The organism is Halorubrum sodomense, assembly GCF_900111935.1.
GTDB lineage: Archaea > Halobacteriota > Halobacteria > Halobacteriales > Haloferacaceae > Halorubrum > Halorubrum sodomense.
The window spans coordinates 863,690-887,763 of sequence record NZ_FOYN01000001.1 but is presented as its reverse complement, the minus strand read 5'-3'; the positions used below and the strand labels follow the sequence as shown (position 1 = coordinate 887,763).

The 24,074-nt window shown below is 70.3% G+C and carries 27 protein-coding genes and 1 pseudogene; 14 read left to right on the top strand and 14 right to left on the bottom strand.

Going from position 1 to position 24,074, the window contains the following annotated elements:
• Nucleotides 1-55: 55 nt before the first annotated feature.
• From BM286_RS04580 to BM286_RS04560, 5 genes and pseudogenes are all read left to right on the top strand, one after another.
• Complete coding sequence (locus tag BM286_RS04580) at nt 56-1,288, top strand: threonine synthase (RefSeq protein ID WP_092920388.1); 1,233 nt, start codon at nt 56-58, stop codon at nt 1,286-1,288.
• A gap of 35 nt (nt 1,289-1,323) precedes the next feature.
• Nucleotides 1,324-2,265 (top strand): annotated as a pseudogene (locus tag BM286_RS04575) (NADP-dependent phosphogluconate dehydrogenase); the annotation flags it as partial.
• 98 nt (nt 2,266-2,363) lie between these two features.
• A complete protein-coding gene (locus BM286_RS04570) occupies nt 2,364-2,708 on the top strand; it encodes a DUF5802 family protein (protein ID WP_092920386.1) in 345 nt (114 codons plus the stop codon).
• Between the two features lie 220 nt (nt 2,709-2,928).
• The gene (locus BM286_RS04565; protein WP_092920385.1) at nt 2,929-3,813 is read left to right on the top strand and encodes a sugar phosphate isomerase/epimerase family protein; all 885 of its coding nucleotides are present in this window, start codon (nt 2,929-2,931) and stop codon (nt 3,811-3,813) included.
• A gap of 420 nt (nt 3,814-4,233) precedes the next feature.
• Nucleotides 4,234-5,133, top strand: coding sequence for a Vms1/Ankzf1 family peptidyl-tRNA hydrolase (locus tag BM286_RS04560; RefSeq protein WP_092920384.1), 900 nt, complete (start codon nt 4,234-4,236; stop codon nt 5,131-5,133).
• 533 nt (nt 5,134-5,666) lie between these two features.
• On the opposite strand, the gene BM286_RS04555 is transcribed toward BM286_RS04560, so the two are convergent.
• The 5 genes from BM286_RS04555 to BM286_RS04535 form a co-directional block, all read right to left on the bottom strand.
• Nucleotides 5,667-6,068 carry a rhodanese-like domain-containing protein gene (locus tag BM286_RS04555; protein WP_092920383.1) on the bottom strand — a complete coding sequence of 134 codons (402 nt, stop codon included), beginning with the start codon at nt 6,066-6,068 and terminating at the stop codon, nt 5,667-5,669.
• Nucleotides 6,068-6,394: a cupin domain-containing protein gene (locus BM286_RS04550; protein WP_092920382.1), complete on the bottom strand. Its 327-nt coding sequence runs from the start codon at nt 6,392-6,394 to the stop codon at nt 6,068-6,070. Before BM286_RS04550 ends, BM286_RS04555 begins: the two co-directional genes overlap by 1 nt.
• Before the next feature lie 44 nt (nt 6,395-6,438).
• On the bottom strand, nt 6,439-6,972 hold the full coding sequence (locus tag BM286_RS04545) for a cob(I)yrinic acid a,c-diamide adenosyltransferase (RefSeq protein WP_092920381.1): 534 nt from the start codon (nt 6,970-6,972) through the stop codon (nt 6,439-6,441).
• Entirely contained in the window at nt 6,969-7,208 is a 240-nt protein-coding gene (locus BM286_RS04540) for a glutaredoxin family protein (RefSeq protein WP_092920380.1), read from the bottom strand. The genes BM286_RS04545 and BM286_RS04540 overlap by 4 nt, the downstream gene beginning before the upstream one ends.
• 86 nt (nt 7,209-7,294) lie before the next feature.
• Nucleotides 7,295-7,693 (bottom strand): acyl-CoA thioesterase, encoded by a 399-nt coding sequence (locus BM286_RS04535; protein WP_092920379.1) that lies wholly within the window; start codon nt 7,691-7,693, stop codon nt 7,295-7,297.
• A gap of 92 nt (nt 7,694-7,785) precedes the next feature.
• Here BM286_RS04535 and BM286_RS04530 point away from each other — a divergent pair, with 92 nt between their 5' ends.
• A complete protein-coding gene (locus BM286_RS04530; protein ID WP_092920378.1) occupies nt 7,786-8,265 on the top strand; it encodes an Lrp/AsnC family transcriptional regulator in 480 nt (159 codons plus the stop codon).
• A 21-nt stretch (nt 8,266-8,286) separates the two neighbouring features.
• Here BM286_RS04530 and BM286_RS04525 read toward each other — a convergent pair whose 3' ends face one another.
• Nucleotides 8,287-9,303: an amidohydrolase family protein gene (locus BM286_RS04525; RefSeq protein WP_092920377.1), complete on the bottom strand. Its 1,017-nt coding sequence runs from the start codon at nt 9,301-9,303 to the stop codon at nt 8,287-8,289.
• 275 nt (nt 9,304-9,578) lie between these two features.
• On the opposite strand from BM286_RS04525, the gene BM286_RS04520 reads away from it, so the two are divergent.
• The 3 genes from BM286_RS04520 (at nt 9,579) to BM286_RS04510 (ending at nt 15,068) form a co-directional block, all read left to right on the top strand.
• Nucleotides 9,579-11,060, top strand: coding sequence for a proton-conducting transporter transmembrane domain-containing protein (locus tag BM286_RS04520; protein WP_092920376.1), 1,482 nt, complete (start codon nt 9,579-9,581; stop codon nt 11,058-11,060).
• Entirely contained in the window at nt 11,050-13,518 is a 2,469-nt protein-coding gene (locus BM286_RS04515) for a DUF2309 domain-containing protein (protein WP_092920375.1), read from the top strand. Before BM286_RS04520 ends, BM286_RS04515 begins: the two co-directional genes overlap by 11 nt.
• A gap of 143 nt (nt 13,519-13,661) precedes the next feature.
• Nucleotides 13,662-15,068 (top strand): sensor histidine kinase, encoded by a 1,407-nt coding sequence (locus BM286_RS04510; RefSeq protein WP_092920374.1) that lies wholly within the window; start codon nt 13,662-13,664, stop codon nt 15,066-15,068.
• Nucleotides 15,069-15,107: 39 nt separating this feature from the next.
• Here BM286_RS04510 and BM286_RS04505 read toward each other — a convergent pair whose 3' ends face one another.
• Both BM286_RS04505 and phoU read right to left on the bottom strand, forming a co-directional pair.
• Entirely contained in the window at nt 15,108-15,452 is a 345-nt protein-coding gene (locus tag BM286_RS04505) for a hypothetical protein (RefSeq protein WP_092920373.1), read from the bottom strand.
• A 133-nt stretch (nt 15,453-15,585) separates the two neighbouring features.
• Nucleotides 15,586-16,260 (bottom strand): phosphate signaling complex protein PhoU, encoded by a 675-nt coding sequence (gene phoU, locus BM286_RS04500; RefSeq protein WP_092920372.1) that lies wholly within the window; start codon nt 16,258-16,260, stop codon nt 15,586-15,588.
• A gap of 166 nt (nt 16,261-16,426) precedes the next feature.
• On the opposite strand from phoU, the gene BM286_RS15900 reads away from it, so the two are divergent.
• The 3 genes from BM286_RS15900 to BM286_RS04490 all read left to right on the top strand — a co-directional run bounded on the left by BM286_RS15900 (nt 16,427) and on the right by BM286_RS04490 (nt 18,801).
• On the top strand, nt 16,427-16,561 hold the full coding sequence (locus BM286_RS15900; RefSeq protein WP_255510131.1) for a hypothetical protein: 135 nt from the start codon (nt 16,427-16,429) through the stop codon (nt 16,559-16,561).
• Nucleotides 16,562-16,655: 94 nt separating this feature from the next.
• Entirely contained in the window at nt 16,656-17,414 is a 759-nt protein-coding gene (locus tag BM286_RS04495; RefSeq protein WP_092920371.1) for a carbonic anhydrase, read from the top strand.
• A 124-nt stretch (nt 17,415-17,538) separates the two neighbouring features.
• Nucleotides 17,539-18,801: a PQQ-binding-like beta-propeller repeat protein gene (locus tag BM286_RS04490; RefSeq protein WP_092920370.1), complete on the top strand. Its 1,263-nt coding sequence runs from the start codon at nt 17,539-17,541 to the stop codon at nt 18,799-18,801.
• A 66-nt stretch (nt 18,802-18,867) separates the two neighbouring features.
• Here BM286_RS04490 and BM286_RS04485 read toward each other — a convergent pair whose 3' ends face one another.
• From BM286_RS04485 to rpl7ae, 5 genes are all read right to left on the bottom strand, one after another.
• Nucleotides 18,868-19,095 (bottom strand): hypothetical protein, encoded by a 228-nt coding sequence (locus BM286_RS04485; RefSeq protein ID WP_092920369.1) that lies wholly within the window; start codon nt 19,093-19,095, stop codon nt 18,868-18,870.
• Nucleotides 19,096-19,443: 348 nt separating this feature from the next.
• Nucleotides 19,444-19,923: a nucleoside-diphosphate kinase gene (ndk, locus tag BM286_RS04480; protein ID WP_092920368.1), complete on the bottom strand. Its 480-nt coding sequence runs from the start codon at nt 19,921-19,923 to the stop codon at nt 19,444-19,446.
• Nucleotides 19,920-20,114 (bottom strand): 50S ribosomal protein L24e, encoded by a 195-nt coding sequence (locus BM286_RS04475; RefSeq protein ID WP_092920367.1) that lies wholly within the window; start codon nt 20,112-20,114, stop codon nt 19,920-19,922. The genes ndk and BM286_RS04475 overlap by 4 nt, the downstream gene beginning before the upstream one ends.
• Before the next feature lie 3 nt (nt 20,115-20,117).
• Nucleotides 20,118-20,342, bottom strand: coding sequence for a 30S ribosomal protein S28e (locus BM286_RS04470; protein WP_004595321.1), 225 nt, complete (start codon nt 20,340-20,342; stop codon nt 20,118-20,120).
• 6 nt (nt 20,343-20,348) lie between these two features.
• A complete protein-coding gene (gene rpl7ae / locus BM286_RS04465; RefSeq protein WP_092920366.1) occupies nt 20,349-20,711 on the bottom strand; it encodes a 50S ribosomal protein L7Ae in 363 nt (120 codons plus the stop codon).
• Between the two features lie 269 nt (nt 20,712-20,980).
• Between rpl7ae and BM286_RS04460 the strand changes: the two genes are divergently transcribed.
• Nucleotides 20,981-22,414, top strand: a complete 1,434-nt coding sequence (locus tag BM286_RS04460; protein WP_092920365.1) for a bifunctional metallophosphatase/5'-nucleotidase — start codon at nt 20,981-20,983, stop codon at nt 22,412-22,414.
• Between the two features lie 103 nt (nt 22,415-22,517).
• The gene (locus tag BM286_RS04455) at nt 22,518-23,075 is read left to right on the top strand and encodes a diadenylate cyclase (RefSeq protein WP_092920364.1); all 558 of its coding nucleotides are present in this window, start codon (nt 22,518-22,520) and stop codon (nt 23,073-23,075) included.
• Nucleotides 23,076-23,099: 24 nt separating this feature from the next.
• Here the strand turns inward: BM286_RS04455 and BM286_RS04450 are convergent, their stop codons facing one another.
• Complete coding sequence (locus BM286_RS04450; RefSeq protein WP_092920363.1) at nt 23,100-23,993, bottom strand: bifunctional methylenetetrahydrofolate dehydrogenase/methenyltetrahydrofolate cyclohydrolase; 894 nt, start codon at nt 23,991-23,993, stop codon at nt 23,100-23,102.
• Nucleotides 23,994-24,074: the final 81 nt, after the last annotated feature.

The following is a 24,074-nucleotide window of genomic DNA, read 5'->3' as shown; positions in this document are numbered from 1 at the left end:
TAAATACCCCGCCGCGACCGCAGGACCGAAGTCCCCGGCGCGCGAGCGCGCGTTCATGGAGACGACGGACGCGTTCATCGGCCTGACCTGCGTCGACTGCGAGGAGACGTTCGACGCGGCGGCGGCGACGCACCGCTGTCCCGACTGCGGCGGGATCCTCGACCCCGACTACGACTACGACCGGGTCGACCTGACCCCGGCGACGCTCGACGCCCGTCCCGACGGGTCGATGTGGCGGTACGCCGAGCTGCTCCCGTTCCCGGCCGAGACGGCGGTGTCGCTCGGGGAGGGCGCGACGCCGCTCGTGGAGTGCCCGGCGCTGGCGGACGCGATGGGGGTCGGCCGCGTCCTCCTGAAAGACGAGGGCGCGAACCCGACTGGCACGTTCAAGGACCGGGGGCAGGCGGCCGCGATGACGGCCGCGCGCGAACACGGCGCGAGCGAGGTCGCGCTGAACAGCGCCGGCAACGCGGGGCAGGCGGCCGCGGCGTACGCGGCGCGCGCGGACCTGGACGCGCACGTGTTTCTCCCCTCGCGGGCGGGGTTCACGCAGAAGGCGATGACGGAGGTCCACGGCGCGGACCTGACCGTCACCGACCCCGTCGACGGGAACTCGCAGATCGGCGACGCCGGAAAGGCGTACGCCGAGGCGATCGAGGAGCACCCCGAGTGGTACTCGACGAAGACGTTCGTCACGCCGTACCGCCACGAGGGGAAGAAGACGATGGCGTTGGAGCTGCTGGCGCAGCTCGACTGGGAGGTCCCCGACGGGGTCGTCTACCCGACCGGCGGCGGCGTCGGCCTCGTCGGGATGCACAAGGCCGCCCGCGAGGCGCGCGACCTCGGGTGGACCGACGAACTCGTCCCGATGTACGCCGCGCAGGCCGCGGGCTGTGCCCCGGTCGTCCGAGCCTACGAGTCGGGGGCGGAGAGACACGAGCCCCTCGACGACGACGAGGTCGACACGGCCTGTAACGGGATCGCGATCCCGGATCCCGGCGCGAGCGGCCTCATCCTGGAGGCGATCCGCGAGTCCGACGGCGGGGCGGTGGCGACGACGGACCGCGAGATCCTCGACGCCGCGATCGAGGTCGCGCGGGCGGAGGGGCTGGAGGTCGGCGCCACCTGCGCCGCCGCCGTCTCGGGCGCGTTCGCGCTCGCGGAGTCCGGCGAGTTCGGGCCGGACGACACCGTCGTTCTGCTGAACACCGGCGCCGGCAACAAGGACGTGGACGCGCTCCGCGCGCACCTCGGCGAGCGCGAGGCCGAGGCGGAGGCGAACGAGTAGGAGCGAGGACTCGAACCGGAACCACTACGGCGACCGGTCGCCACCCCTCGCGCATGGAACTCGGCGTCATCGGGCTCGGTCGGATGGGGCAGATCGTCGCGGACCGGTCGCTTTCGGCGGGCCACGACGTGGTCGCGTTCGACCTCTCGGCGGAGGCGACCGCGACGGCGGCGGAGAACGGGGCGGAGCCGGCCGACTCGGTCGCGGACCTGTGTGACCGGTTGGACGACGGCGGGGGAGACGGCGGCGGCAAGCGCATCTGGCTGATGGTGCCCGCGGGCGACGCCGTCGACGCCACGCTCGCGGACCTGGAACCGCACCTCGACGGCGACGACGTCGTCGTCGACGGCGGCAACTCGCAGTTCCGGGAGTCAGTCCGGCGCGCCGAGGAGACGGACGCGGCGTACCTCGACTGCGGCACCTCCGGCGGGCCCGCGAGCGCGGAGGCGGGCTTCTCGCTGATGGTCGGCGGCCCGGCGTGGGCCTACGAGGCGATGGTCCCGGTGTTCGACGCGGTCGCGACCGGGCCCGACGGCCACGACCGCATGGGCGAGTCGGGCGCCGGCCACTACGTGAAGATGGTCCACAACGGCGTCGAGTACGCGCTGATGCAGGCGTACGGCGAGGGGTTCGAGCTGCTCACCGAGGGCCGGTACGACCTCGACATGGAGACCGTCGCGCGGACGTGGAACAACGGCGCCGTGATCCGGTCGTGGCTGCTGGAGCTCTGCGAGGAGGCGTTCCGCGAGGAGGGGTCGGACCTGGGCGACGTGGCCGACCACGTCGCGGGCGGCTCGACGGGCACCTGGACGGTTCGGGAGGCGCTCGAACAGGAGGTCCCCGTGCCGATCATCTATCAGGCGCTCGCGGAGCGGTTCGACTCGCGAAACGAAGGGCGCTTCTCGCGGCGGCTCGCGAACCGGCTCCGGTACGGGTTCGGCCGTCACGAGGTCGCGCGGCGGTCCGGAGAGGAGTAGGAGCGGACGACCGAAACGGTTCCTTCGTCTGAGTAGCAGGATCGGTCACGTCCGAGAAAGGCTTATGTACTGTCGTGGTAGAGTCTGACACGCATAGAATGTTCGAGCGATTCTCGAGCGGCTACTACCTTGGGGAACTGTACGTGGAACCCCGCGACGGCGAGCGCGCCGTCATCCGGCGGGCGGACCACGAACGCGTCAACGAGCAGCTGTACGCGGACGGCGAGGGCGTCGAGCGGCTCGACGCCCCGCTCGTCATGAAGGTCGACGGCGGCCACATCCCGGTCGGCGGCGACGACGACGTACCGAGCGGCACGCTCGCGATTCCCCAGGAGCTCGCCGACGAGACGCTCCCGGACCGGAAGAACGTCCTCCTAGCGGACGCGGACCGCGCCGAGACGCTCCTTCGGTGGGAGGGGTGGGAGCCGTACGTGAACGCGTAAGGCGACGGGGAAGGCCCCGGTTCGATGTCGACGTTGGCCGGCACGTGCGAGCGGGGAGTTCGATTCCGGGAGCCAACACCGCCGAAACCGGTTCCGCTGAAGTTCTCAGACACGGATAAGGGTCAGCTACTGAATACGGGGTTCAAGCGCGTGGCAGCGACTTTCGCTGCCGGGTGGTAGGCACCGAATACTAATCGAGACCGCCTCGTGATCGACGCGTATGACCGCATCGGCTAGCACCGCTTTTCAGCTGTACAGCGTTCGGTCGGATTCGGATTCCCTCCCTGATCTCGTTCGTCGCGTCGCGGCAGGCGGATACGACGGCGTCGAGTTCGCCCAGCGGTTTCAGGAGGAGCCGCCCGACGCTATCGCTGCCGCACTCGACGAAACCGGGCTCGTTCCGGTCGCGGTCCACGCTGACCTCTCGACTATCGAGGACGCTCTCACCGGTGAGAGTGACCTGTTGGAGCGGTGTGCGATCGTCGGCTGTGACCGACTCGTCGTCGCCCACCCCGACTCGGCGCACTTTCACACCCGTGAGTCCGTTCGCGCGCTCGCGGACCGACTGAACGACGCGGCGGCGGCGCTCGACGACCGAGGGCTGGAACTGGGGCTCCACAACGACCGCCGGTGGACGCGTCCGTTGCTACCGGGCGGTGTCGAGGCGCTTATCGACGCGACGCCGGTACCTGACGGAGCGGCCGACTACCTCCAGACGGCGGGGCGGCGACTCCGGACTCGAAACGCGGGCACAGTCCCTCGCGGCACCCCCCTCCGGCTGCTCGCGGAGACGGATCCCCGGTCCGTCTGGTTTGAGCTCGAGGTCGCCGAGCTCCGTGCCGGGGGCGTTGCGCCGACCGAGGCGCTGTCGTTGCTCAGCGACCGGGTGGAGCTGCTCCATCTCCGCGACCTGGCTCCGGGCTCCGGTCTCGGGGAGTTCGAGCACGTTCCACACGGTGACGGGGTAGTGGACATGAAACGCGTGCTCGAAGCCGCGAGCGTCGCCGCCGTCGAGTGGGTCGTCTACGAGAACGAACTCGACACGCCCCCCGAGGAGAAAATCGACGCCGGGAGGCGATTCTTCGATCGGACGCTCGGAGAGTGACCCGCGACGACCGATCTCACCAACCGAACGGAAGCGACTCGACCGCGATACCGTATTTAACAACGTATCGACGCGACCGAGACGAATCGAGTTCCCGATCGGCGACGCCACTCGTTGCTTGAATTCCCCGTACTGAGTGATCAGTTCCCGCGTAGCCCTGCCTCGTTTTGTAACACATTCGCGCTCTGTGTTCAGCGCGTCCTCGGAGAGGTGACTTCGACGGAGCCCGAACTCCGACCGCGATGACGCTACGCGCCACGGGCAGCCGACGACTCCGCCGCCGCCGCCCTCGCAGGCGCTCCGGCCGCCGGAGGCGGTCACTCGGAGGCGTGCGCCACCGCACGGCACTGCGGTGTGGGTTCCCGGTCGCGTCGTCGCCGCAGACGCACCTTTTAGGTCGCGGGAGAGCGCGGATTCGGTATGATCGACAAGCTGCTCGGCCGCGCCGAGCTGAAAGAGCGGATCGAGGAGCTCGAAGCGGAGAAGCGCCACCTCGAGCGCCGCGCCGAGGCCGAGGAGGAGCGCCGGTCCGACGCGGTCGCCGACCGTCAGCGCGCCGAGGAGCGCGTCAACGAACTCGAACACCGGATCGAGTCGTTAGAGGAGCGCCTCGATCGGACTGAGGGCACCGATGAGTCCGTCGAGTTCCGACGCGTGAGCGACCTCGGCGGCCCGCGGCTGGCAGACGCGCTCGACCGGTTCCGGGCGGTCGAGAGCGACGGCCCCGAGGGACTCCTCACCGCGTTCGTCCCCGGCCCTGACTCGGTGCCCGAGACCGTCAGCGACTGGTTCGGTGACCGTACGGCACTGGTCCGGCGCGCTGCGCCGGCGGTCGTCCTCGCCGACGACACCGGGGCAGTGAGCGCCGCGCTGACGCCGGCTGTCGCGCCGGACCCCTTCGACGCGTGGAGCGACCGCTTCCGGCTCGACGACGCGTGGTTCCGGCCGACCGGGCGGTTCGCGTTCGGGCTGGTCCGGGCGGACACGTTCGCGCTCGGCACCTACGAGGGCGGCGAGCGGGTCGCGTACGAGGGGTTCACCTCAGACGTGAAAGAGGCTCACTCGAAGGGCGGCTTCTCGCAGGGGCGCTTCGAGCGGCGCCGCGAGGGGCAGATCGACGACCACCTCGACCGGGCGAACGAGGCGCTCGCTGGGGTCGAGAACGTCGACCGCACGATAGTCGTCGGCGAGCGCAGCGTGTTGGGGCGGGTTCGCGACCACGCCGACGTCACCGACGTGTCGGACGCCACCGGGAACCCGAAAGCGGCCCTCGAGGACGCGTTCCGCGACTTCTGGACCGGCAGGCTACACGCGATCTGACACCACGTCGGCCACCTTCGACCGGGCTCGCTCAACCGGGAGACGCACCCGATAGCTCACCAGGATCCACAGATATCCGTCGGTTCGCCGCCGGTAAGCACTGAATACCTTTGAAATTGGATAGCACACTGACGAACGGAGGGAACGTCACTCGCTCCCCCTCCCCCCTCTTTTTCGCGGGTTTTCGACGCTTCCGTCGGTCCGACTCCGCGCCGTGTTCCGACGGTTCGGGCGAACGGTGAAGAACGGCCATATATCGGCGACGCGCGTTGTGCGTCCACGACACGGTCGGCCTCGAGCCCCTCGGTTCGGTCGGTCGTCGTCGCCTCGCTCGTCGCAGTCCTGCTCGTCACCGCGTTGCCGGTCGGCGGCGCGAGCGACGACGGGGTGCCCGGGTTCGGTCTCGTGCCGGCCGTGGTCGCGCTGCCGACGGCCGCGGGGCCGTTCGGGCGGTTCGAGCGGAGCGGTTAGGGAGCGCGGGCGGAGCGGTTAGGGAGCGCGGGCGGAGCGGTCGGAGGGTACGGACGGCGCGGTTAGAACGGCGCCTCGGGCCCCTCGTCCGTCCCGTCATTCTCGGCCTGCGACTCCGCTCCCGCCGTCACCAGCTCGCCGACCTCGCGCTCCCACGCCTCGATCCCGCCGCGGAGGCTCTCGACGCGCGCCTCCCGTGTCCCCTCGTAGCTGCCGATCAGCTGGGCGGCCTGCCGGCTGGCGACGCCGTGCGGGCAGACGGTGACGATCCGGTCGGCGTCGTCGAGTTCGGCGACCCGGCTCGTCAGTTCGGGGAACGGGATACACTCGCTGTCGGGGAGGTGCCCCCGGTCGAACGCGCGCTGGTCGCGGATGTCGACGATACGAAGCGGCTCGTCGACGGACCCGTCGCCCCGCTCCGACAGCAGCGACGACAGCTCCTCGGGGTCGATTTCGCCGTCCATCAGGGGAGCGGAGCGAGGCTGGCCGTGAGCACGGCTCGCTCGTCGGTGTCGTTGCGCGCGCCGTGGACCGCGCCCCGCTCGTTCTCCACCACCGCGGGTGCCGCGAGCGCCGACTCCTCGTCGTCGCGGATCACGGTCGGTTCGCCCTCTACCACGTGAAACACGTTCGTGGCGTCGGCGTGTTCGTGCGGGTCGACCGCCGCGTCGGGACCGAGGACGAACGCCTTCACGAGCACGTCGTCGGTGACGACGAGCTCCGCCGTCTCGACCTCGCCGGGTGCCGGGTCGAGACCGGAGACCGCCGCCGCGTAGCTGTCGAGCGTCATACCGGTGTCTCGCGCGGGACGGTGAAAAGTCGCGCGCTCGGGCGTCAGTACGACGGCGACTCCTCGGGCTCGCCGTCGCGCGCGTTGGCGACCCGACCGAGGGTGAAGAGGAGGTCCGAGAGCCGGTTGAGGTAGGTGACGACGGCCTCGTTAATCGGTTCCGAGCGCGCGAGGTCGACGACGCGGCGCTCCGCCCGTCGCACCACGGCGCGCGCGTGGTGGAGCGCGGCCCCCGCCTCGCCGCCGCCGGGCAGGACGAACGATGTGAGCGGCTCCAGCTCCTCGTCGAACGCGTCGATGTGGGCCTCCAGCCGCTCGGTGTGTTCGCTCTCGACCTGCGGGTCGTCCGGGTCGGGATCGGGGTTCGCGAGGTCGGCCTGGACGACGTGGAGGTGATTTTGGACCGTTTCCAGCAGGTCGTCGAGGTCGTCGTGGCCCGTGGGGCGGACCGTGCCGAGCAGCGCGTTCGCCTCGTCGACGGAGCCGTACGCCTCGATCCGGTGACTCGACTTCGACACCCGGCTCATGTCCCGGAGGTCGGTCTCGCCCTCGTCGCCGCGGCCGGTGTAGATGCTCATTGAAGGGTTCTCTCGACGTACTCGACGATGTTCGCGCTCTCCGCCATCGTCACGCCCCGCTCCTCGTCGACGAGGACCGGGACGCCGCGCTGGCCGCTGACGCGCTTGACCTCGTTCCGCTCGGAGTGGAGCGCCTCCACCCACTCGGTCTCGTACTCGACGCCCGCCTCGTCTAAGGCGTCGGTCGCCTTCTCGCACCACGGACACCCGTCGAGGGCGTACAGTCGAACGTTCATACCGATTGATCCGTCCGCGCCGTCAAGAAGGTGTGCGTCCGGGTCGGCTCGGCGGGTCGATCCGGAAGCGGTCCCCCGCGACCGCCTCAGAGGTCGTGGTACGACTCCATCCCGGCCCGGTGTTCCTCGGGGATCGGCGCCGGCTTCCCGGTGTCGGGGTCCAGCGAGACGAGCGTCGCCTCGGCCGCCGCGGCGACCGCGTCACCGACCCGGACCTCGTGGGTCATCGTCGCGCTCGACCGCCCGAGGTCCGCCACGTCGACGGTGACCGTGACCTCGCCGTCAGCGAGTTCGACGGGGGACCGGAAGTCGATCGATATCGACGCCAGCACGGTCGACGCCCGCGAGATGTCGACATCGAGCACGTCGCGGAAGTACCGCGTCCGCGCCTGTTCGATGTACGTCGCGTAGACGGCGTTGTTGACGTGGCCCATCGCGTCGATGTCGCGGAACCGCACGTCGATGTCCGCGGTGTACGTTCCCATATTCGACCCACTGACGGCGACCGTATGTAGGCGTCGGGATCGGAGCGGTGACTCGACAACGTATAAAAACGAGACGCGCCTACGACGAACGCATGGACAACGGCGCGATAGACGACGTCGACAGGGCGATCCTGTACGCGCTACAGGCGGACGCCCGAAACACGTCGTCCGGGGACATCGCGGAGCGGACCGGCACCTCGGACAGCACCGTCCGCAAGCGCATCCGGCGCCTCGAGTCCGACGGCGTGATCAAGGGGTACAGCGCCAGCGTCGACTACCAGCGGTCGGGGTACCCGCTCCGGATGCTGCTCTACTGCACCGCGTCGATACCGGAGCGCGGCGAACTCATCCCCGACATCCTCGACATCGACGGCGTCGTGTCGGTCCAGGAGCTGGTGACCGGCGAGCAGAACCTCCTCGTGACCGTCGTCGGCGAGTCGGACAGCGACATCACGCCCGTGGCGCAGGCCCTCCTCGACATGGGCGTCACCGTCGCCGACGAGGTGCTCGTGCGGACCCACGAGACGACCCCGTTCGGTAGGTTCGACGCGGAGCGTCACGACGAGGAGTGAGGCCTCCTCCGTCGGCGTCGGTCAGGCCACGACCCGCTCGACGTCCAGCCCGGTCGCCCGCCGGACGACCGCACTGACCGGATCGTCCGACCCGGACAGGTTGTCCGAGTCGCCGTCGAGGACGACGAGCGCCGCCCGCCGACCGGGCTCGACGACGCCGCAGTCGAGGCCGGCGATCTCCGCCCCTGCGGCGGTGGCCATCCGCAACGCCTCCCGGTCGGTCACGTCGAACCGCTTCGCCGTGTACGCCATCTCCCGGAACATCGACGGCTGATTCAGCATGGCGTTGTCCGTCCCGAGCGCGACCGTCGCGTGGTCGAGCAGTTCGCGAACCGGCGGTTCCCCCACGTCGAGGACCGCGTTCGCGCGCGGACAGACCGCGACCGGGACCGACCGGTCCGCGACCCGTTCCAAGTGCTCCCGCCCGGCGTGGACCATGTGAACGAGGAGGTCCGGGTCGAGGTCGAGCGCCGGGTGGATGTCGGTCGCGTCCGGTTCGCCCGCGTGGATCGCGAACGGCCGGTCGCGCTCCTCGCAGGCGGCGCGCTCCGCGGCGAAGTCGCCGTCGTTCGCGCCGGACGCGCCGTAGCCGTCGGCGACGTCGAGGACGGACGGGTCGCCGCTCCCGAAGATGAACGGGTCGACCCCCGTCTCCGCGGCCGCCTCGCGGAGCGCCCGCGCCCCGGCACGCCCCGATTCGCGGAAGTCCAGGGCGGAGACGGTGCCGGTCCGCCGCATGAACCGGAGGGTCCGGCGCATCGCCGACACCAGTTCCTCGCGGTCGGCGGCCGCCAGCCGGCGGTGTTTCAGGCTGTCCGGCGGCACCACCGCCTCCTCGAGCGACAGGCCGACGGCCGCCTCCTTCGCGACCGAGTCGCCGAGGTGGGTGTGCGCGTTGACGAACGCCGGCAGCACGATGTCCGTCGAGTCGGTGTCCGCCTCCTCGACCGCCTCGATCCGTCCGTCTTCGACGACGACGCGTCCCCGAATCGGGTCGAACGACTCGCCGGCGAGGACGGTTCCCGAGAGCGTCTCCATACCGTCCCTGCGAACTCGGGGACGATATGAGTTCCTGAGTGGCGACGGCGAACGACGCGCGAGTCTCGCCGCTGCGAGGAGAGCGAGGGCCGGCGGGTCGCCCGCCACTCCTCGGCCCCGCAGAAACATAATGTTCTATAATTCGCAATTTACGAACGATTTGTGAATAAAGACAAGTTTAATACCCGGAGTGTTCTCAGGCGGTGTAGAGAGCGACCGAAATCGGATCTGAACTCGTTTCGGATTCCGGAACCGGTCGCACAACGGATCGACCGATGTCAGGACGCACCTCGAAACCGACGGTCGGAGCGCTCCGGGAGGCGGCGAACGCGTCGTCCGCTCCCGTCGTACTAACGCGGCTCGCGTGGGCGCTGTTCGCCGCGAGCGTCGTCGCGCTCGTCGCCCGACTCCGACTCGACGGGGCGTGGGAGGTCCCCGGCGCCGTCGCCGTCGACGGACTGACCGTCCTGCTGTGGGTCGTCGTGACGTTCTTCAGCGGGATCGTCCACAGCTATTCGCGCCGCTACATGGCCGGGAGCGCCCACGAGACTGAGTTCTTCCTCGGGGTCTTCGGGTTCACGCTCGCCGTGATGGCGCTCGTCGCGGCCGACCACCTCGCGCTGTTCTGGTGCTTCTGGCTGGCGATGGGGCTCCTGATGGCCCGGCTCGTCGGCACCGTCGACGGCTGGCCGCAGGCCCGGGCCGCCGCGGGCGTCGCCCGCCGGCACTTCCTCGCCAGCAGCGCGCTCCTCGGCGTGGCGCTGACGGCGCTGTGGTGGGCGACCGGCGAGACGACCATATCGGGTATCGCCGCGAGCGCCGACGGCCTCGGCGGGCCCGCGTGGCTCGTCGCGGGCGTCGCGCTCGTCCTCGCGGCGATGATCCAGTCGGCGCTCGTCCCGTTCCACGGCTGGCTGCTCTCCTCGATGACCGCCCCCACGCCGGCGTCGGCGCTGATGCACGCGGGGTTCGTCAACGCGGGCGGAGTCCTGCTGACTCGCTTCGCGCCCGTCGTGACCGCCGAGACCGCGCTCATGCTCGGTATCGCGGTCGTGGGCGCGGCGAGCGCCCTGGCCGGGAAGCTACTCAAAACGGTCCAGCCGGACGTCAAGACCGAACTGGGCTGCTCGACCGTCGGACAGATGGGGTTCATGATACTCCAGGCCGGCCTCGGCTTCTTCGGCGCCGCGATCACGCACCTGATCGTCCACGGCTTTTATAAGGCGTACCACTTCCTCAGCGCGGGCGAGGAAGTCGAACACACCGGTCCGACCGGAGAGGACCTCCCCGGGACGGGCTTCGCGGGCGCGGTCGTCGTCCTGCTGACCGCGCTGGCCGGCGGCGCGACGTTCGCGCTCCTGACCGGGAAGGGAACGAGCGTCGACGGCGGACTGCTGCTCGCGTCGCTCGTCGCGCTCACGACGCTCCACGCGGCCCGGAGCGCGGTCAGACGCACCGGCCTGCCGGCGACGGCGCGCTACGGCGCGGTCCCGCTGGTCTTCCTCCCGGCCATCGCGGGCTACGCGCTCGTCTACGAGGCCGTTTCGAGCGTCCTCTCGGGGGTCCCGGTGGTCTCCGCACCGACCGAACTGACCGCGCTTCACGCGGTCGTCGCCGTCGCCTTCCTCGCGGCGTACGTCGCGATCGAGACCGGGGTGTACGAGCGGAGCGAACGCCTCTACGTCGCGCTGTTGAACGCGGGCCAACCCGCCCCGGACACCGTCTTGACCGCCACGGAGGAGTACGATGAGCACTGAACGCGCTATCGAGGACCGCGTCGACGAGGCCGCGACCGCCGTCGGATCGGTGTGGCCGATCCACTCGTTCGTGACCGCGAACCCCCTCTCCGGCTTCGAGGACCTCCCGTTCCCCGAGGCCGTCGAGCGGGCGTCCGACCGCCTCGGGGGCCGCGGCTATCCGAGTCCGGAGACGTTCCGGGCGGCCCTCGACGAGGGGCGGATCGACCGCGACCGCCTCGACTCGGAACTGACCGAGCGGGGCTACGAAGCCGACCCGGAGAGCCTGCTGGCGCGGGCGGAGACCGCCGCCGAGCCGGAACCGTCAAGCGCCGCGGAGGCGGCGGACTCCCGGAACGCCGCCGACGAGGCGGGCCCCGCCGACGCCGAGCGCGTCGACCGCGTGCTGACGAAGTGGCTGTCGGTGTTCCTCGACGAGGGGCGGGCTCAGTGGTCGATGCCGAACCGCGAGGACGGGTTCTACGACGCCTTCCGGTCGGTGGCCGCGTACGACGACGAGGTTCCCGACGGGGGCCTCGTCACCGATCTGCCGGACTCACCGATCGAAGCGATCGAGTCCGCGCTGGAGTCGCACCCCGAGGGGCGGTGGAACTCCGTCTTCGAAGCGCAGTTCGCGGCGCTGCCCGGATGGACCGGCCTGCTCAAACGCCGTGCCGACGACGGCGGCGCGTGGCAGTCCGCGTACCCGATCACGCCGGAAGGGTACCTCGCGGTGCGGCTCGCGCTGGCCGACGCCTTCGACGTCGACGTCGCGCCGCCGACCGAGTCGGGCGACGCGGCGACCGGAGCGTGTGAGGCGCCGACCGAGGGGAGCGACGGAATCGCCGAGGCGTTCCTGAGCGCGTGGGAGGCCACGTACCGCGGTGAGCTCGTCGGCCGGGTCGCCGCGGAGAGCGAGGCGCTCGACGACGGCGACGCCTCGGGTCGGCCGGCCGCCCAGTTGGTCTTCTGTATCGACACGCGCTCGGAGGTCATCCGCCGCCACGTCGAGGCGACCGGCGACTACGAGACGCACGGATACGCCGGCTTCTTCGGCGTTCCGATGGAGTACCGGGGATACGACTCCGAGGTCTCGGTCGACGCCTGTCCGCCCATCGTCGACGCGCAACACCGCGTCTCGGAGGTCCCGGTCGACGACGACGCGCGGGCGAGTCGCGACCGCCGGGCGGGCCTCCGCGAGGCCGCGGGCGAGGTGATCGAGACGCTGAAGTCGAACCCGGCCACCGCGTTCAGTTTCGTCGAGAGCGCCGGGAGCGGGTACGGGCTCGCGCTCGCGGCCCGCACGCTCGTGCCCGGTCGCGTCCGCGACCTGCTCGGCGGCGCGGACGACGCGGTGCCGGGCGACCACGAGTTCTGCGAGCCCGGCGTCCACGAGCACGACGACTCCGGCGAGGGGCTCCCGACGGGCCTGACCCGCGACGAGCGGGTCGAGTACGCCGCGACCGCGTTCGAGCTGATGGGGTTCGAAGAGTTCGCGCGGCTCGTCGTCTTCACCGGTCACGCGGCGGAGACGGCGAACAACCCCTACGACTCCAGCCTCGACTGCGGCGCCTGCGCCGGCAACCCCGGCGGCCCGAACGCCCGCGCCCTCGCCGCGATCTGTAACGACCCCGACGTGCGGGCGGGGCTGCGCGAGCGCGGGATCGACGTGCCCGACGACACCGTCTTCCTCGCCGCCGAACACAACACGACGACCGACGAGATCGAACTGTACGACGGCGATGTCCCGGACTCGCACGCCGCGGACCTCGACCGGCTGCGCGCGGACCTCGACGCCGCCCGCGAGGGCGCCGCCGCCGAGCGCACCGGGTCGGACGAGGGGACGCCGGCCGTTCGCGAGGCGGAGCGCCGCGCCGCCGACTGGGCCGAGGCGCGCCCCGAGTGGGGACTGGCCGGCAACGCCGGGTTCGTCGTCGGGCCCCGGGAGCTGACGAGCGGGCTCGACCTCGACGGGCGCGCGTTCCTCCACTCGTACGACTGGACGACCGACCCGGACGGCGACGCGCTCGAAGCGATCCTCGCGGGGCCGACCGTCGTCACCCAGTGGATCAACGCCCAGTACTACTTCTCGACGGTCGACAACGCGGCGTACGGAAGCGGGTCGAAGGTGACTCACAACCCGGTCGGCAACGTCGGCGTCTACCAGGGCAACGGCGGCGACCTGATGACCGGGCTTCCGCTCCAGTCGGTGATGGCCGACGCCGACGCCCCGTACCACCAGCCGCTCAGGCTCTCGGCGGTGATCCACGCGCCGGTGGACCGCGTCACCGAGGCCCTGCGCGACGCCGAGACGGTGACCGGGCTGCTGGACAACGACTGGCTCTCGCTGACGGTGATCGACCCGACGCGGGACCACCGCGCGTTCCACTACGAGGGCGACCTGGAGTGGGCGCCGGCGCCCGAGGCGACAGACGCGAGCGCCGAGCCGCGGACGGCGCCCGCCGTCGCCGACGACTGAGTCGGGAGGGTCCGGAACCGCACCGTTCCGTCCGGTGCCGGGTCCGGGACCGCGGCGTTCCGGCGGGTCAGGGGGCGACAGCGAGGTATCAGAAGTGATTGTCGCGGGACAACGACTTTCGGGTCGCTTCCGGTAGCGGGGGCATGAGAAGCGACCCCCCCGTCGATCTGCTGTACGTCAACGACGACGACCGGCTCCGGGAGCTGGTCTCCGCGCAGCTGCGCGCCGAGAGCGACCGGCTCCGGATCGAGACCGCGGACTCCGCGGCCGAGGGCGAGCGGCTGCTGGCGGCGGAGCCGATCGACTGCGTGCTCTGCGATCACCACATGCCGGAGGTGACCGGCGTCGAGTTCCTGAAGCGGGTCCGCGAGGACCGCCCGGACCTCCCCTTTCTGCTCTTCACGAACACCGGGACCGAGGCCGTCGCGAGCGAGAGCATCGAGGCCGGCGTCACGGACTACGTGATCCAGGACGCCATCGAGAACCAGGCGCCGCTGCTCGCCCGGAAGATAATCACCTACGTCGAGCACCGGCGGGCGCAGCGCGAGCGCGACCGGACGAACGAGCGGCTCCGCCAGATCGCCTCCGTGACCGACCAGGTGTGGTGGGTGTTCTCGCCGACGTGGGACGAGCTGCGGTTCATCAACGACGGCCACGAGGCGATCTTCGGCCAGCCGGTGTCGGAGCTCCGGGCCGATCCGACGACGTTCCTCGACCGCGTCCACGGGGACGACGCGGACCGCGTCCGGCTGGCGATGGAGTCGGCCTCGAAGGGGACGCCGCAGGTGGTCGAGTACCGGGTCGAGAAGTCCGACGCGGTGCGGCTCTGGGTCGAGTCGCGGTGTAAGCCGATCACCGACGACGCCGGGAACGTCACCTCGCTCGTCGGGCTGACGCGGGACGTGACCGACCGGAAGCTGTACGAGCGGGAGCTGACCGAGACGGTCGACCGGCTGGAGGAGTTCACCGCCACCGTGTCTCACGACCTCCGGAATCCGCTGAACATCGCGGCCGGGAACCTCCAGCTCGCGCGGGGGAGCGACGGGGACGAGCACCTCGAGACGGCGATCGACGCGGTCGCGCGGATGGACGACCTCATCGAGGAGGTGCTGACGCTCGCGAAGGAGGGCCGGACGCTCGGCGAGCGGCGGGACGTTCCGTACGAGGAGATCGTCGAGAAGAGCTACGAGAACGTCCGGGCGTCCGAGAGCGACCTACGGGTCACGGGGAGCGTCCCGCTGTCGTGCGACTCCGCGCGGCTCACGCAGGCGTTCGAGAACGTCGTCCGCAACGCCGTCGAGCACGGCGGGAGCGGCGTCACGCTCACCGCCGGCGTGCTCCCCGACGAGGCGGGCGTGTTCGTCGAAGACGACGGGCCCGGGGTCCCGCCCGCGGAGCGAGACCGCGTCTTCGAGAAGGGACACACGACCCGCCGGGACGGGAGCGGGTTCGGACTCGCGATCGTCGAGCGGATCGTCGACGCGCACGGCTGGGACGTGCGCCTCACCGAGGGGACGGAGGGCGGCGCTCGCTTCGAGATCCTCACCTGACAACGCGGACGGAAGGGAGAAGAGCGGAGTGCGACCCGTTCAGACGCCGGGGACGCCGAACGCGCTGATTCCGAGGCCGAGGACGCCGTCCAACACCACGATGACGACCAGCGCGGCCGCCCACGCGACCAGCCCCATGATCGCCGCGTCCTTCCAGCTTCCGGGGTACCGCCACTTGATCACCCATACCCACGCGACCAGCGCGACCACCGAGCCGATCAGGGGGATCAGCGACCCGATCGCCCACGCGACGGCGCCGAGCAGCGCCGTGACCACCGCGTGCGAGTAGTCGTCGACGCCCGCGACGAGGCGGCCGCTGACGTGAATTCCCAGCCCACCGACCAACAGCGCGACGACGAACGAGACGATCGCTCCGAGTACCATGTGTACGCCGTCGCCGGTCGGAGGGATATAACGGGGGGACAGCGTCACGCTCGGTGATAGGTTCGGGGCTGCCGGCGCGCTCCGGACGGGTCGCCGGCGTGAATCGTTCGGACCGAACCGGAGCGACCGCCGCTCAGTACAGCAGCTCGTCGTCGTTCTCGATCATGTACAGCGACCGGGCGGCGATGTTCACCGCGTGGTCGCCGACGCGTTCGAGGTCGCGGATCGTGAGGAGGAGCCGCGAGACGTTCCGCATCGTCGCCTCCACGTCCTCCTCCTCGCGGAGCTCGTCGCGCTCGATGAGGTCGCGGACGACGAGCTCGCTGGCGGCCTCGCAGGCGGCGTCGATGTCGTCGTCCGCCTCGGCGACGGCGTAACAGCGCTCGGGGTCCGACTCCGCGTACGCGTCCATCGCCTCCTCGAGCATCGCCAGCGTGTCGTCTCCGATGCGCTGAGCGTCGACGTCCGGGAACACCTCCCGGTCGGCCTGCTTGGCGTACTCCCCGAGGTTCGTCGCGAGGTCCGCGATCCGTTCGAGGTCGGTGATGATCTTGAACGACGCCGCGATGAACCGCAGGTCGCCCGCGACCGGCTGTTGAAGCGCGATGAGGTCGGTACACTGGCCCTCCAGTTCGAGGTACAGGTCGTTGATCTCGGCGTCGCCGGCGATCACTTCCTCGCCCAGCTCCTCGTCCTGCTGTTCGAGGGCGTCGAGTCCCATGCGGAGGCGCTCCGCGACCAGTTCGCTCATGTAGAGGACGTCGGCGCGGAGCCCTTCCAGTTTCGTCTGATACTGTTCGCGTGGCATCGTGTTGGCGTATCCGCCACGCCGGACGCACAAAAACACGTCGCCGGGGGGTGATTCACCGAGGAATCCACGCGGGAGAGCCCGGTCGACGGGGCGACCGGACGAGGACCCGACGGTCCCGCGGTCGAGCGAAGCGTTCAAACCCCGCCGCGACGAGAACTCGGACATGCAGAACATGGAAGGCCTCGTCCTCGACGAGAACGAGGAGGCGCTCGCGCCCGCGGTGGTGATAGCGACGATCGCGCTCCTCGCGGTGTTCGTCGTCGGGGCCCTGGTCTCGGTTGTCGGCCTCGTCGCCTGATCCGGCCTCCGTTCCGGCGGCAACGGCCGACGCTCCCGCATCGGAGCGTTCCCGTGCCCGCGGCGTTTTTGCCTCTTCGACGGATCGGGACGGTATGGACCAGCGGATACTCGGCGACCTCCTCGACCGCAACGACGACCACGTCGCTGCGCTCCCGTCAGGCGCCTTCGACCGGCACCGCGACGGCCAGCGTCCCGGGGTGGTCTCCGTCTGCTGTTCGGACTCGCGCGTCTCTCAGGAGGGGATGTTCGCCGTCGACGAGCCGGGGTTCCTCTTCACGTCCGGCGCCATCGGCAACGGCGTGAGCGCGCTCGTCGACGGCGAGCGGGTCCTCGACGGGAGCGTGGCGTACCCCCTCCGTCACACGCACACCGAGGTCCTCGTCGTGGTGGGTCACACCGGATGCGGCGCGATCGGCGCCGCGCTCACGGCGGCTCGCACCGGGGAGTTCCCGGCCGAACCGGGAGTCCGCGCCGACGTCGAGGCGCTGGTGCCGATCGTCGAGGCCGGACTGGACGATCCGGCCGTCACCGGAAGGGGAGGCGGCGGCTCCGATACGCAGAGCGACGGCGGCTCCGATACGCAGAGCGACGGCGCCTCCGACCGCGACGACGACGCCCGGATCCGCGACCGCCTCGTCGAGTACAACGTCCACGAGCAGGTCGCGTTCGCCCGCGAGAGCGAGGAGACGGCCGACGCGACCGTGTACGGGTTCGTCTACGACCTCCACGGCGCGTACGGCGACCGCGACGGCGCCGCCTACCTCGTGAACGCCGACGGGGAGCGGGACCCCGCGGCGCTGCGTGACCTCGTCGGCGACGCGCGCGGCCACCACGTGGCCACGCTGTTGTAGCGGGACGCGGTTCCCTCGCGCGCCTCGGGACACGCGTTTCGGTCGCCCGGTGCGTGCTCCGGGTCCCGACGGCCGGGGGCCACATCCGACAACCGTTTCACCGCGACGCCCGAAGTGGGTTCAAATGGACCGACGCGTCCTGTTCGCGACGCTTATTTTGCTGGCCGGGGGCGCGACCGGCGTCGGCGTGTCGCTGTTCGCGTTCGTGGGCATCGACGACGCGACCGCGGAGACCACGGTCGTCTGGGAGTCCGAGCCCGCGGCCGGCGACGACGGCAGCGGGGCGGTGGTCGCGACGGTCGACGGCGATCCCCTGATCGTCCGGCCCGCGGTCGAAAACGGGTCTCGCGCCGTCCGCGCGACGGTCGTGGGGACCGACGAGACGGCCTGGACGACCCCGATTTCCGGACCGGACGCCGAGCGCGGCGGCGGCGACGCGAGCGGGAGCGGCGGCGACTCGGGCGAGAGCGGCGGCGGTCCCCTCGGCGTCAGCGGGCTCGTCACGGGGACCCTCGGCGGCGACCCGGTGATCGCGCTCACGACGGCGCCGGGAGAGCTCGTCGTCCTCGACGCGAGCGACGGGTCGGAGCGGTTCGCGGTCGAACTCGGCGGTCCGGGAGGACTCCGACCGGCGGTCGGTGACCTCACCGGCGACGGGAGCCGAGAGGTCGCCGCGGTCGCGACGGACGGGAGCGTTCGCGTCGTCGACGGCGGGGGCGACCCGGTGGCTGAGGCCGCGGTGCCGGGCGACGTTACCCGACGACCGCTCCTCGTCGAACCGGACCTCGAAGCCGGTGAACGGGGCGGACTCGCGGTGTTGACGACCGTCGGTGACCCGGCGACGATCCACATGCTCGACGGGAGCGGCGAGACGCGCTGGACGACGACGCCGAGCGTGAACCCGCTGAGTTGGAGCGCCGCGGACAGCGGCAACGGTCCCGTGCTGGCGCTCGGCGGGTCGAACGGGAACCTCGAGACCATCGAGACGAGCGACGGGTCGACTCGCTACGAGGTCGGCCTCCAGGACCTCCCGATCGCCGTCGGCGACGCGGACCCCGGACGGGTGTACGTCGGGGGGTCGGGAAGCGTGTGGGCCGTCAGCCTCCTCGACGGCGAAGTCGTCTGGAAACAGCAGTACGACGCCGGGACCCGTATCAACGAACCGCGCGTCGGTGACGTCGACGGCGACGGCGAAATCGCCCCGGTGGTGGTCAACCGCGCCGGCGAAGTCCTCGCGATGACCCGGAAGGGTCGCGTTGTCGCACGGGGCGGTCCCGACGACGTCGTCGCGTACGGCGGCCCGCTGTTCGCCGACGTCACCGACGACGCCGGCGACGAGGTGATCGTGGTCGCGGCCGACGGGACCGCGATCGCGGTCGACACCTGAGCCGTCGGGCGCGCTGTCGGTCGGGGTGGCTCAGACGGTGCGCGTTCACGCGGGCGAAGTCCTGAGTCACAACCCGTCGAGAATAACTCCGACTCCGAACAGCGCGATAAACGCGCCCGCGATCCTGCCGATCGTAACCGACACGACACTCATCTCGATGTCGGCCGCGGTCTGTTTCGTTCCCCGCGACTTCACGACGCGATTGAACGCGTCCACGAGAGGGTGATTCACCACGGCCAATCCGCCCATCAGTACGAGTACGAGCCCCGTCCCGACCGGGAGGAAGTCGACCACGGAAGCCGTTCGGCGCGCTTCGAACAAATATTTTCTTGTCGCTTTCCGTTCGCACACCGCTCACTGCGATAGATTCGGAGGGACAGAACCTGTACTTACCGACGTACCCGATCGCGTCCGGCCGTGTCCCGGCCGATTTGCGCTCGGCATTCGACGCGGCCCCGACGAACGATCAGCGCTCAATGGTCTCAGCGGAGCCGTCGGTTTATAACCGATTTTCTTTCGAAAACCGCGTGACTGCGGACCGTTTTCCTACGAGGTTCACCGGAAATGCGGTGTGTCGAGGGAGCGGGGGCTCGGCGGGACGGGTCGGTCCGCAAAAGGTTCAAAAATCGGAGCGTGACCGCGTCAGTGGTCCTCGTCCTCGTACACCCACGCCGAGGTGTCGAGGTCGTAGTCGACGAGCTCCGCCTCGTCGAAGAACAGGCCGATCTCGCGCTCGTTGGCGCCCTCGTCCTCGTGGTCCGACGCGTGGATCACGTTGTGGCCGAGGTCTAAGCCGAAGTCGCCGCGGATCGTGCCCGGAGCGGACTCGGCGGGATCGGTCTCCCCGACCATCGCGCGGACCTGTCGGGTCGCGTCCGCGCCCTCCCACACCATCGCGAAGACGGGGCCGGAGGTGATGAACTCGACGAGGCCGTCGAAGAACGGCTTGTCCTCGTGTTCGCCGTAGTGCTCGTGGGCGAGCGCCTCGTCGATCCGGATGAACTTCCCGCCGACGAGCTTGAGCCCGCGGTCCTCGAAGCGAGAGACGATCTCGCCGATGAGTCCGCGCTGGACGCCGTCGGGCTTCACCATCACGAAGGTGCGCTCGTCGTGGTGGCTCACCGGTCGTCGCCTCCGGCTCTACGACCCTCCTCGGTCCACTCGAGGTCGCGAGCCTCGCGGCCGAGGAAGTAGTTCTTCTCCGCCTTCGAGTCGACGAAGTGGAGGATCTGTCCGTCCGTCTTCACGTACATCGTGCCCGTGCCGGGCTCGATCTCCTCGCCGGTGTAATCGCAGGTGCGTGTCTCGACCATTGGTTATCGGCCTCCGATGGAGTCGGCGTCGCGCTGGGTCTCCCGCAGCTGGAGCACGTCGCCCAGACGGACGGGACCCAGGACGTTCCGGGTGATGATCCGTCCCTGGTTCGATCCCTCCTGGATGCGGCACTTGACCTGCATGGCCTCGCCGTGCATCCCGGTTTTGCCGACGACCTCGATGACCTCCGCGGTCGTCGAGTCGCCGGTACCCTCTTCTGCGCTCATGGGTGGTTATCGGAGCTCCGCGACCTTCTCGCCGATGTCCTCGACGTCGTCGTCGGCGTCGCCGGCATCGACGACGGCGGCGGCGGCCGAGCCGACCTCGAGGCCGGCGGCCTGGCCGACCTCGTCCTGCGTGTCGACGAAGACGACGGGGATCCCCTTCTCCTCGGCGAGCTCGGGGAGATGCATCACGATCTCCTCGGGGGAGACGTCCTCGGCGACGATGACGAGGTCCGCGTTGCCGCGCTCGACGGCCTTGGTGGTCTCGTTGGTTCCTTTCTTCACTGTGCCGGTGTCTCGGGCGACCTCGAGCGCTTCGAGGGATCGCTCCGCGAGGTCCGCTGGGGTGTCGTAGTCTACGTAAACGGGCATATGTTTCTCCTGTCCTCCGCGCGGGCTCGCGTGTCCGTCCCGTGGTCGGTCCCTAACGGAACGGCACATCATCAACCCCACAGAGGCTGTGCCCCGTCGTAGTCAGGACATCCATAAAAGCGCTTTCAATGTCTCGTGCGTGTGCGAGCGCGGGTCACGGGTCGGAACCCCGAGAGAACACGAGAAGGCGACGCCGGCGAGCCGCGGCCACCGAGGCGGGCGAACTCCGCGTTTTTTAAGCGTCGCTCGCCCCTCCGGACGCACGTCCGATGGTCCGTCTCGTTCACTACTCCGATATCGAGAACGTCTTCGACGCCCCCGAGCGGGCGGCCCGGCTCGCCGGCCGGATCCGAGCGCTCTCGGGCCCCGACGCCGCGGTCGTCGCCACCGGCGACACGACCGCGCCGGGCGTCCTCTCGCTGGTCGCGACCGGCAGGCAGGTCCTCGACTTCTACGACGCGACCGACACCGAACTCGACACGTTCGGCAACCACGAGTTCGACTACGGTCCCGACGCGCTGCGCGACCTCGTCGCCGACTCACCGGCGACGTTCGTCTCCGCGAACGTCCGGGACGAGGACGGCGATCCGTTCGGCCGCGACGAGGGCGTCGTTCCGTGGGCGATCCGCGAGGTCGACGGCGCTCGGATCGGGTTCGTCGGCGTCACCGACCCCGCGACGGACTCGCTGAACCCGATGGCCGCCGACCTCTCCTTCGACGACCCCGTCGGCGCGGCGCGCGACGCGCTCGCGGAGATGCGCGCTGCGGCCGCCGAGCGAGGGAAAGACGCGTCGGTCGACAGCGCGACGGGCGGGGGACTCGACCGGGTCGTCGTCCTCTCGCACCTCGGGGCGGGCGACGACGACCTCGCCCGCGAGCTCGACGCGGACGCGATACTCGGCGGCCACGTCCACAGCCGTCGGAACGAGACCGTGGCGGACACCCTGCTCGTCCGGCCCGGCGTCAACGGGGAGACGGTGGCCGAGGTCGACCTCGACGCCGACCCGCCGACCGCGACGCTACACGAGCCGGACGGGGCCGAGCCCGCTCCCGGGCTGGCGGACGCGCTCGCGGCGCGGATGGCCGCGGCCGATCTCGGCGAGGTCGTCGACGCGGTCGAGGAGCCGATCGATCGCTCCGGGGACGTGGTCCACGGCGGGGAGTGCCGCGTCGGCAACTTCGTCGCGGACGCGTTCCGCTGGGTCCACGACGCCGACGTGGGCCTGTCGAACGCCGGCGGACTCCGGCAGGGCGATCCGTGGGACGGCGACGTGACGAAGGCCGACCTGATCAGTCTGATCCCGTTCGAGGAGCCGGTCGCGCTCGCGTCGGTCACCGGCGCGGAGCTCCACGACGTGTTCCGCGAGATGGCCGCCCCCGACGTGGACTTCGGCGAGGAGGACTGGTGGCACGGTCACGTCTCGAACGCCCGGGTCGTCTGGGACGACGAGGCCGAACTAATCCTCGAAGCCACCGTCGGCGGCGAACCCATCGACCCGGACGCGCGCTACACGGTCGCCGTCTCGGAGTACCTGCTCCACTCCGAACACGAGTACCCGACGCTCGCACAGCGCCACCGGATCGACGAGGCCGGCATCCAGTACGAGGTGTTGGCCGACTACGCCCGTGAACACGGAATCGACCCCGAGATCGAGGGCCGGATCGAGATCCGGAACCGCGCCGCCGCGGCCGACGACGACTGAAGCCGGCGGAGCGGACCGCGCTCCCGTCGCGGGCGGCTCGTCCGCCGTCTGCCGCGTCGTGACGGAGTTTTAACAGTATCCGTGCCGTTGTGTCACACACGGTATGGAGTCGCTCGACCGAGTCCTGAAGAAGTACGCGACGAGCCAGGACCTGATGGACCAGATCAGGTACACCGCCGAGGCGCTCAGCCTCGGCTTCGACCAGTGGGACGAGCAGTACGTGAGCGGTCCCAGTCTCTACGTGCTGATCGTGGCGGAGGTCAACTTCGACGAGTACACCGACCCGCTGGGCGACAACCGGTGGCCGGTCGACCGGTGTCAGGTCGTTACCGAGTCGCCCGACGTGTTCACGAAGGTCGCCCGCGACGTGGCGTTCAGTCGGGACGGGGCCGTCGTCGTGACCGGCGACGGCACCATCCAGCGACAGATGGTCCGCGTTCGGAGCCCCTTCGAGGAGGAGGTGCCGGGCGTCGCCGCCCTGGAGTTCCCCGATTGGATGGGCACGAAACACATGAGCGCGCTGGAGACGTCGCTGCGCGACGACGTCCTCTGGGCGATCACGCTCAGCGAGGAGGACGGCCGCGTCACCACGTTCCTCGACGGCACGTACCAGGACTACCCCCGCGACGACATCGGCGGCCGCTGGCGTCCCGAGGGGTAGGGGACGGCGGCGGTCGACGCCGCGCTACTCCAGACGCACGTCGACGCCGTGCTGGATCCCGGCCGCCTTCACCGTGTTATACAGGAGCATCGCGCGCGTCATCGGCCCCACCCCGCCGGGGACGGGCGTGATCGCCCCCGCCACTTCGCTCGCCGACTCGTAGTCCACGTCGCCCACGAGCTCGTACCCCTTCTCCGTGTCCGCGTCGACGCGATTGATCCCCACGTCGATCACGGTCGCGCCCTCCTTGAGCATCGAGCCGTCGACGAACTCCGGGATGCCGGCGGCGGCGACGACGAGGTCCGCGCCGGCCAGCTTCGCCTCCAGGTCCTCCGTCCGGGAGTGACAGACCGTCGTGGTCGCGTTCCCGGTCGGGGCCTTCTGGATCAGCAGGTTCGCCATCGGCTTCCCGACGATGTCGGAGCGTCCGACGACGACCGCGTCCGCGCCCTCCGTCGCCACGTCGTAGGCGTCGAGCAGCTTCTGGACGCCGTGGGGGGTACACGGCTTGAACCGGGCGTCGCCCGCGACGAGCCGACCGACGTTCTCCGGGTGGAAGCCGTCCACGTCCTTCTCGGGGTCGACCCGCCGGAGGACGGTCCGCTTGTCCACGTGGTCCGGGAGCGGGAGCTGGACCAGAACCCCGTGGACGTCGTCGCGGCCGTTGAGGTCGTCGATGGTCTCGTACAGTTCGCTCGCGGGCGCGTCGGCATCGATCTCGACGTGGAAGCTCTCGATGCCGACCTCCTCGCAGTCGCGCTGTTTCATCGAGACGTACGTCTCGCTGGCGGGGTCGTCGCTCATCAGCACCGTGGCCAGCCCCGGTTCGACGCCGGCGTCGGAGAGCCGCGCGACCTCGTCGGCGACCGCGTCGCGCACGTCGGCCGCGACGGCCTCCCCGTCGATGATCTCTGTCACGGGAGGACGTCGACGGCGGCGGAATAAAAATCATACGGGATCGTGGTTATCGAACCTCGAACAGACCTAAATCGATCCAAA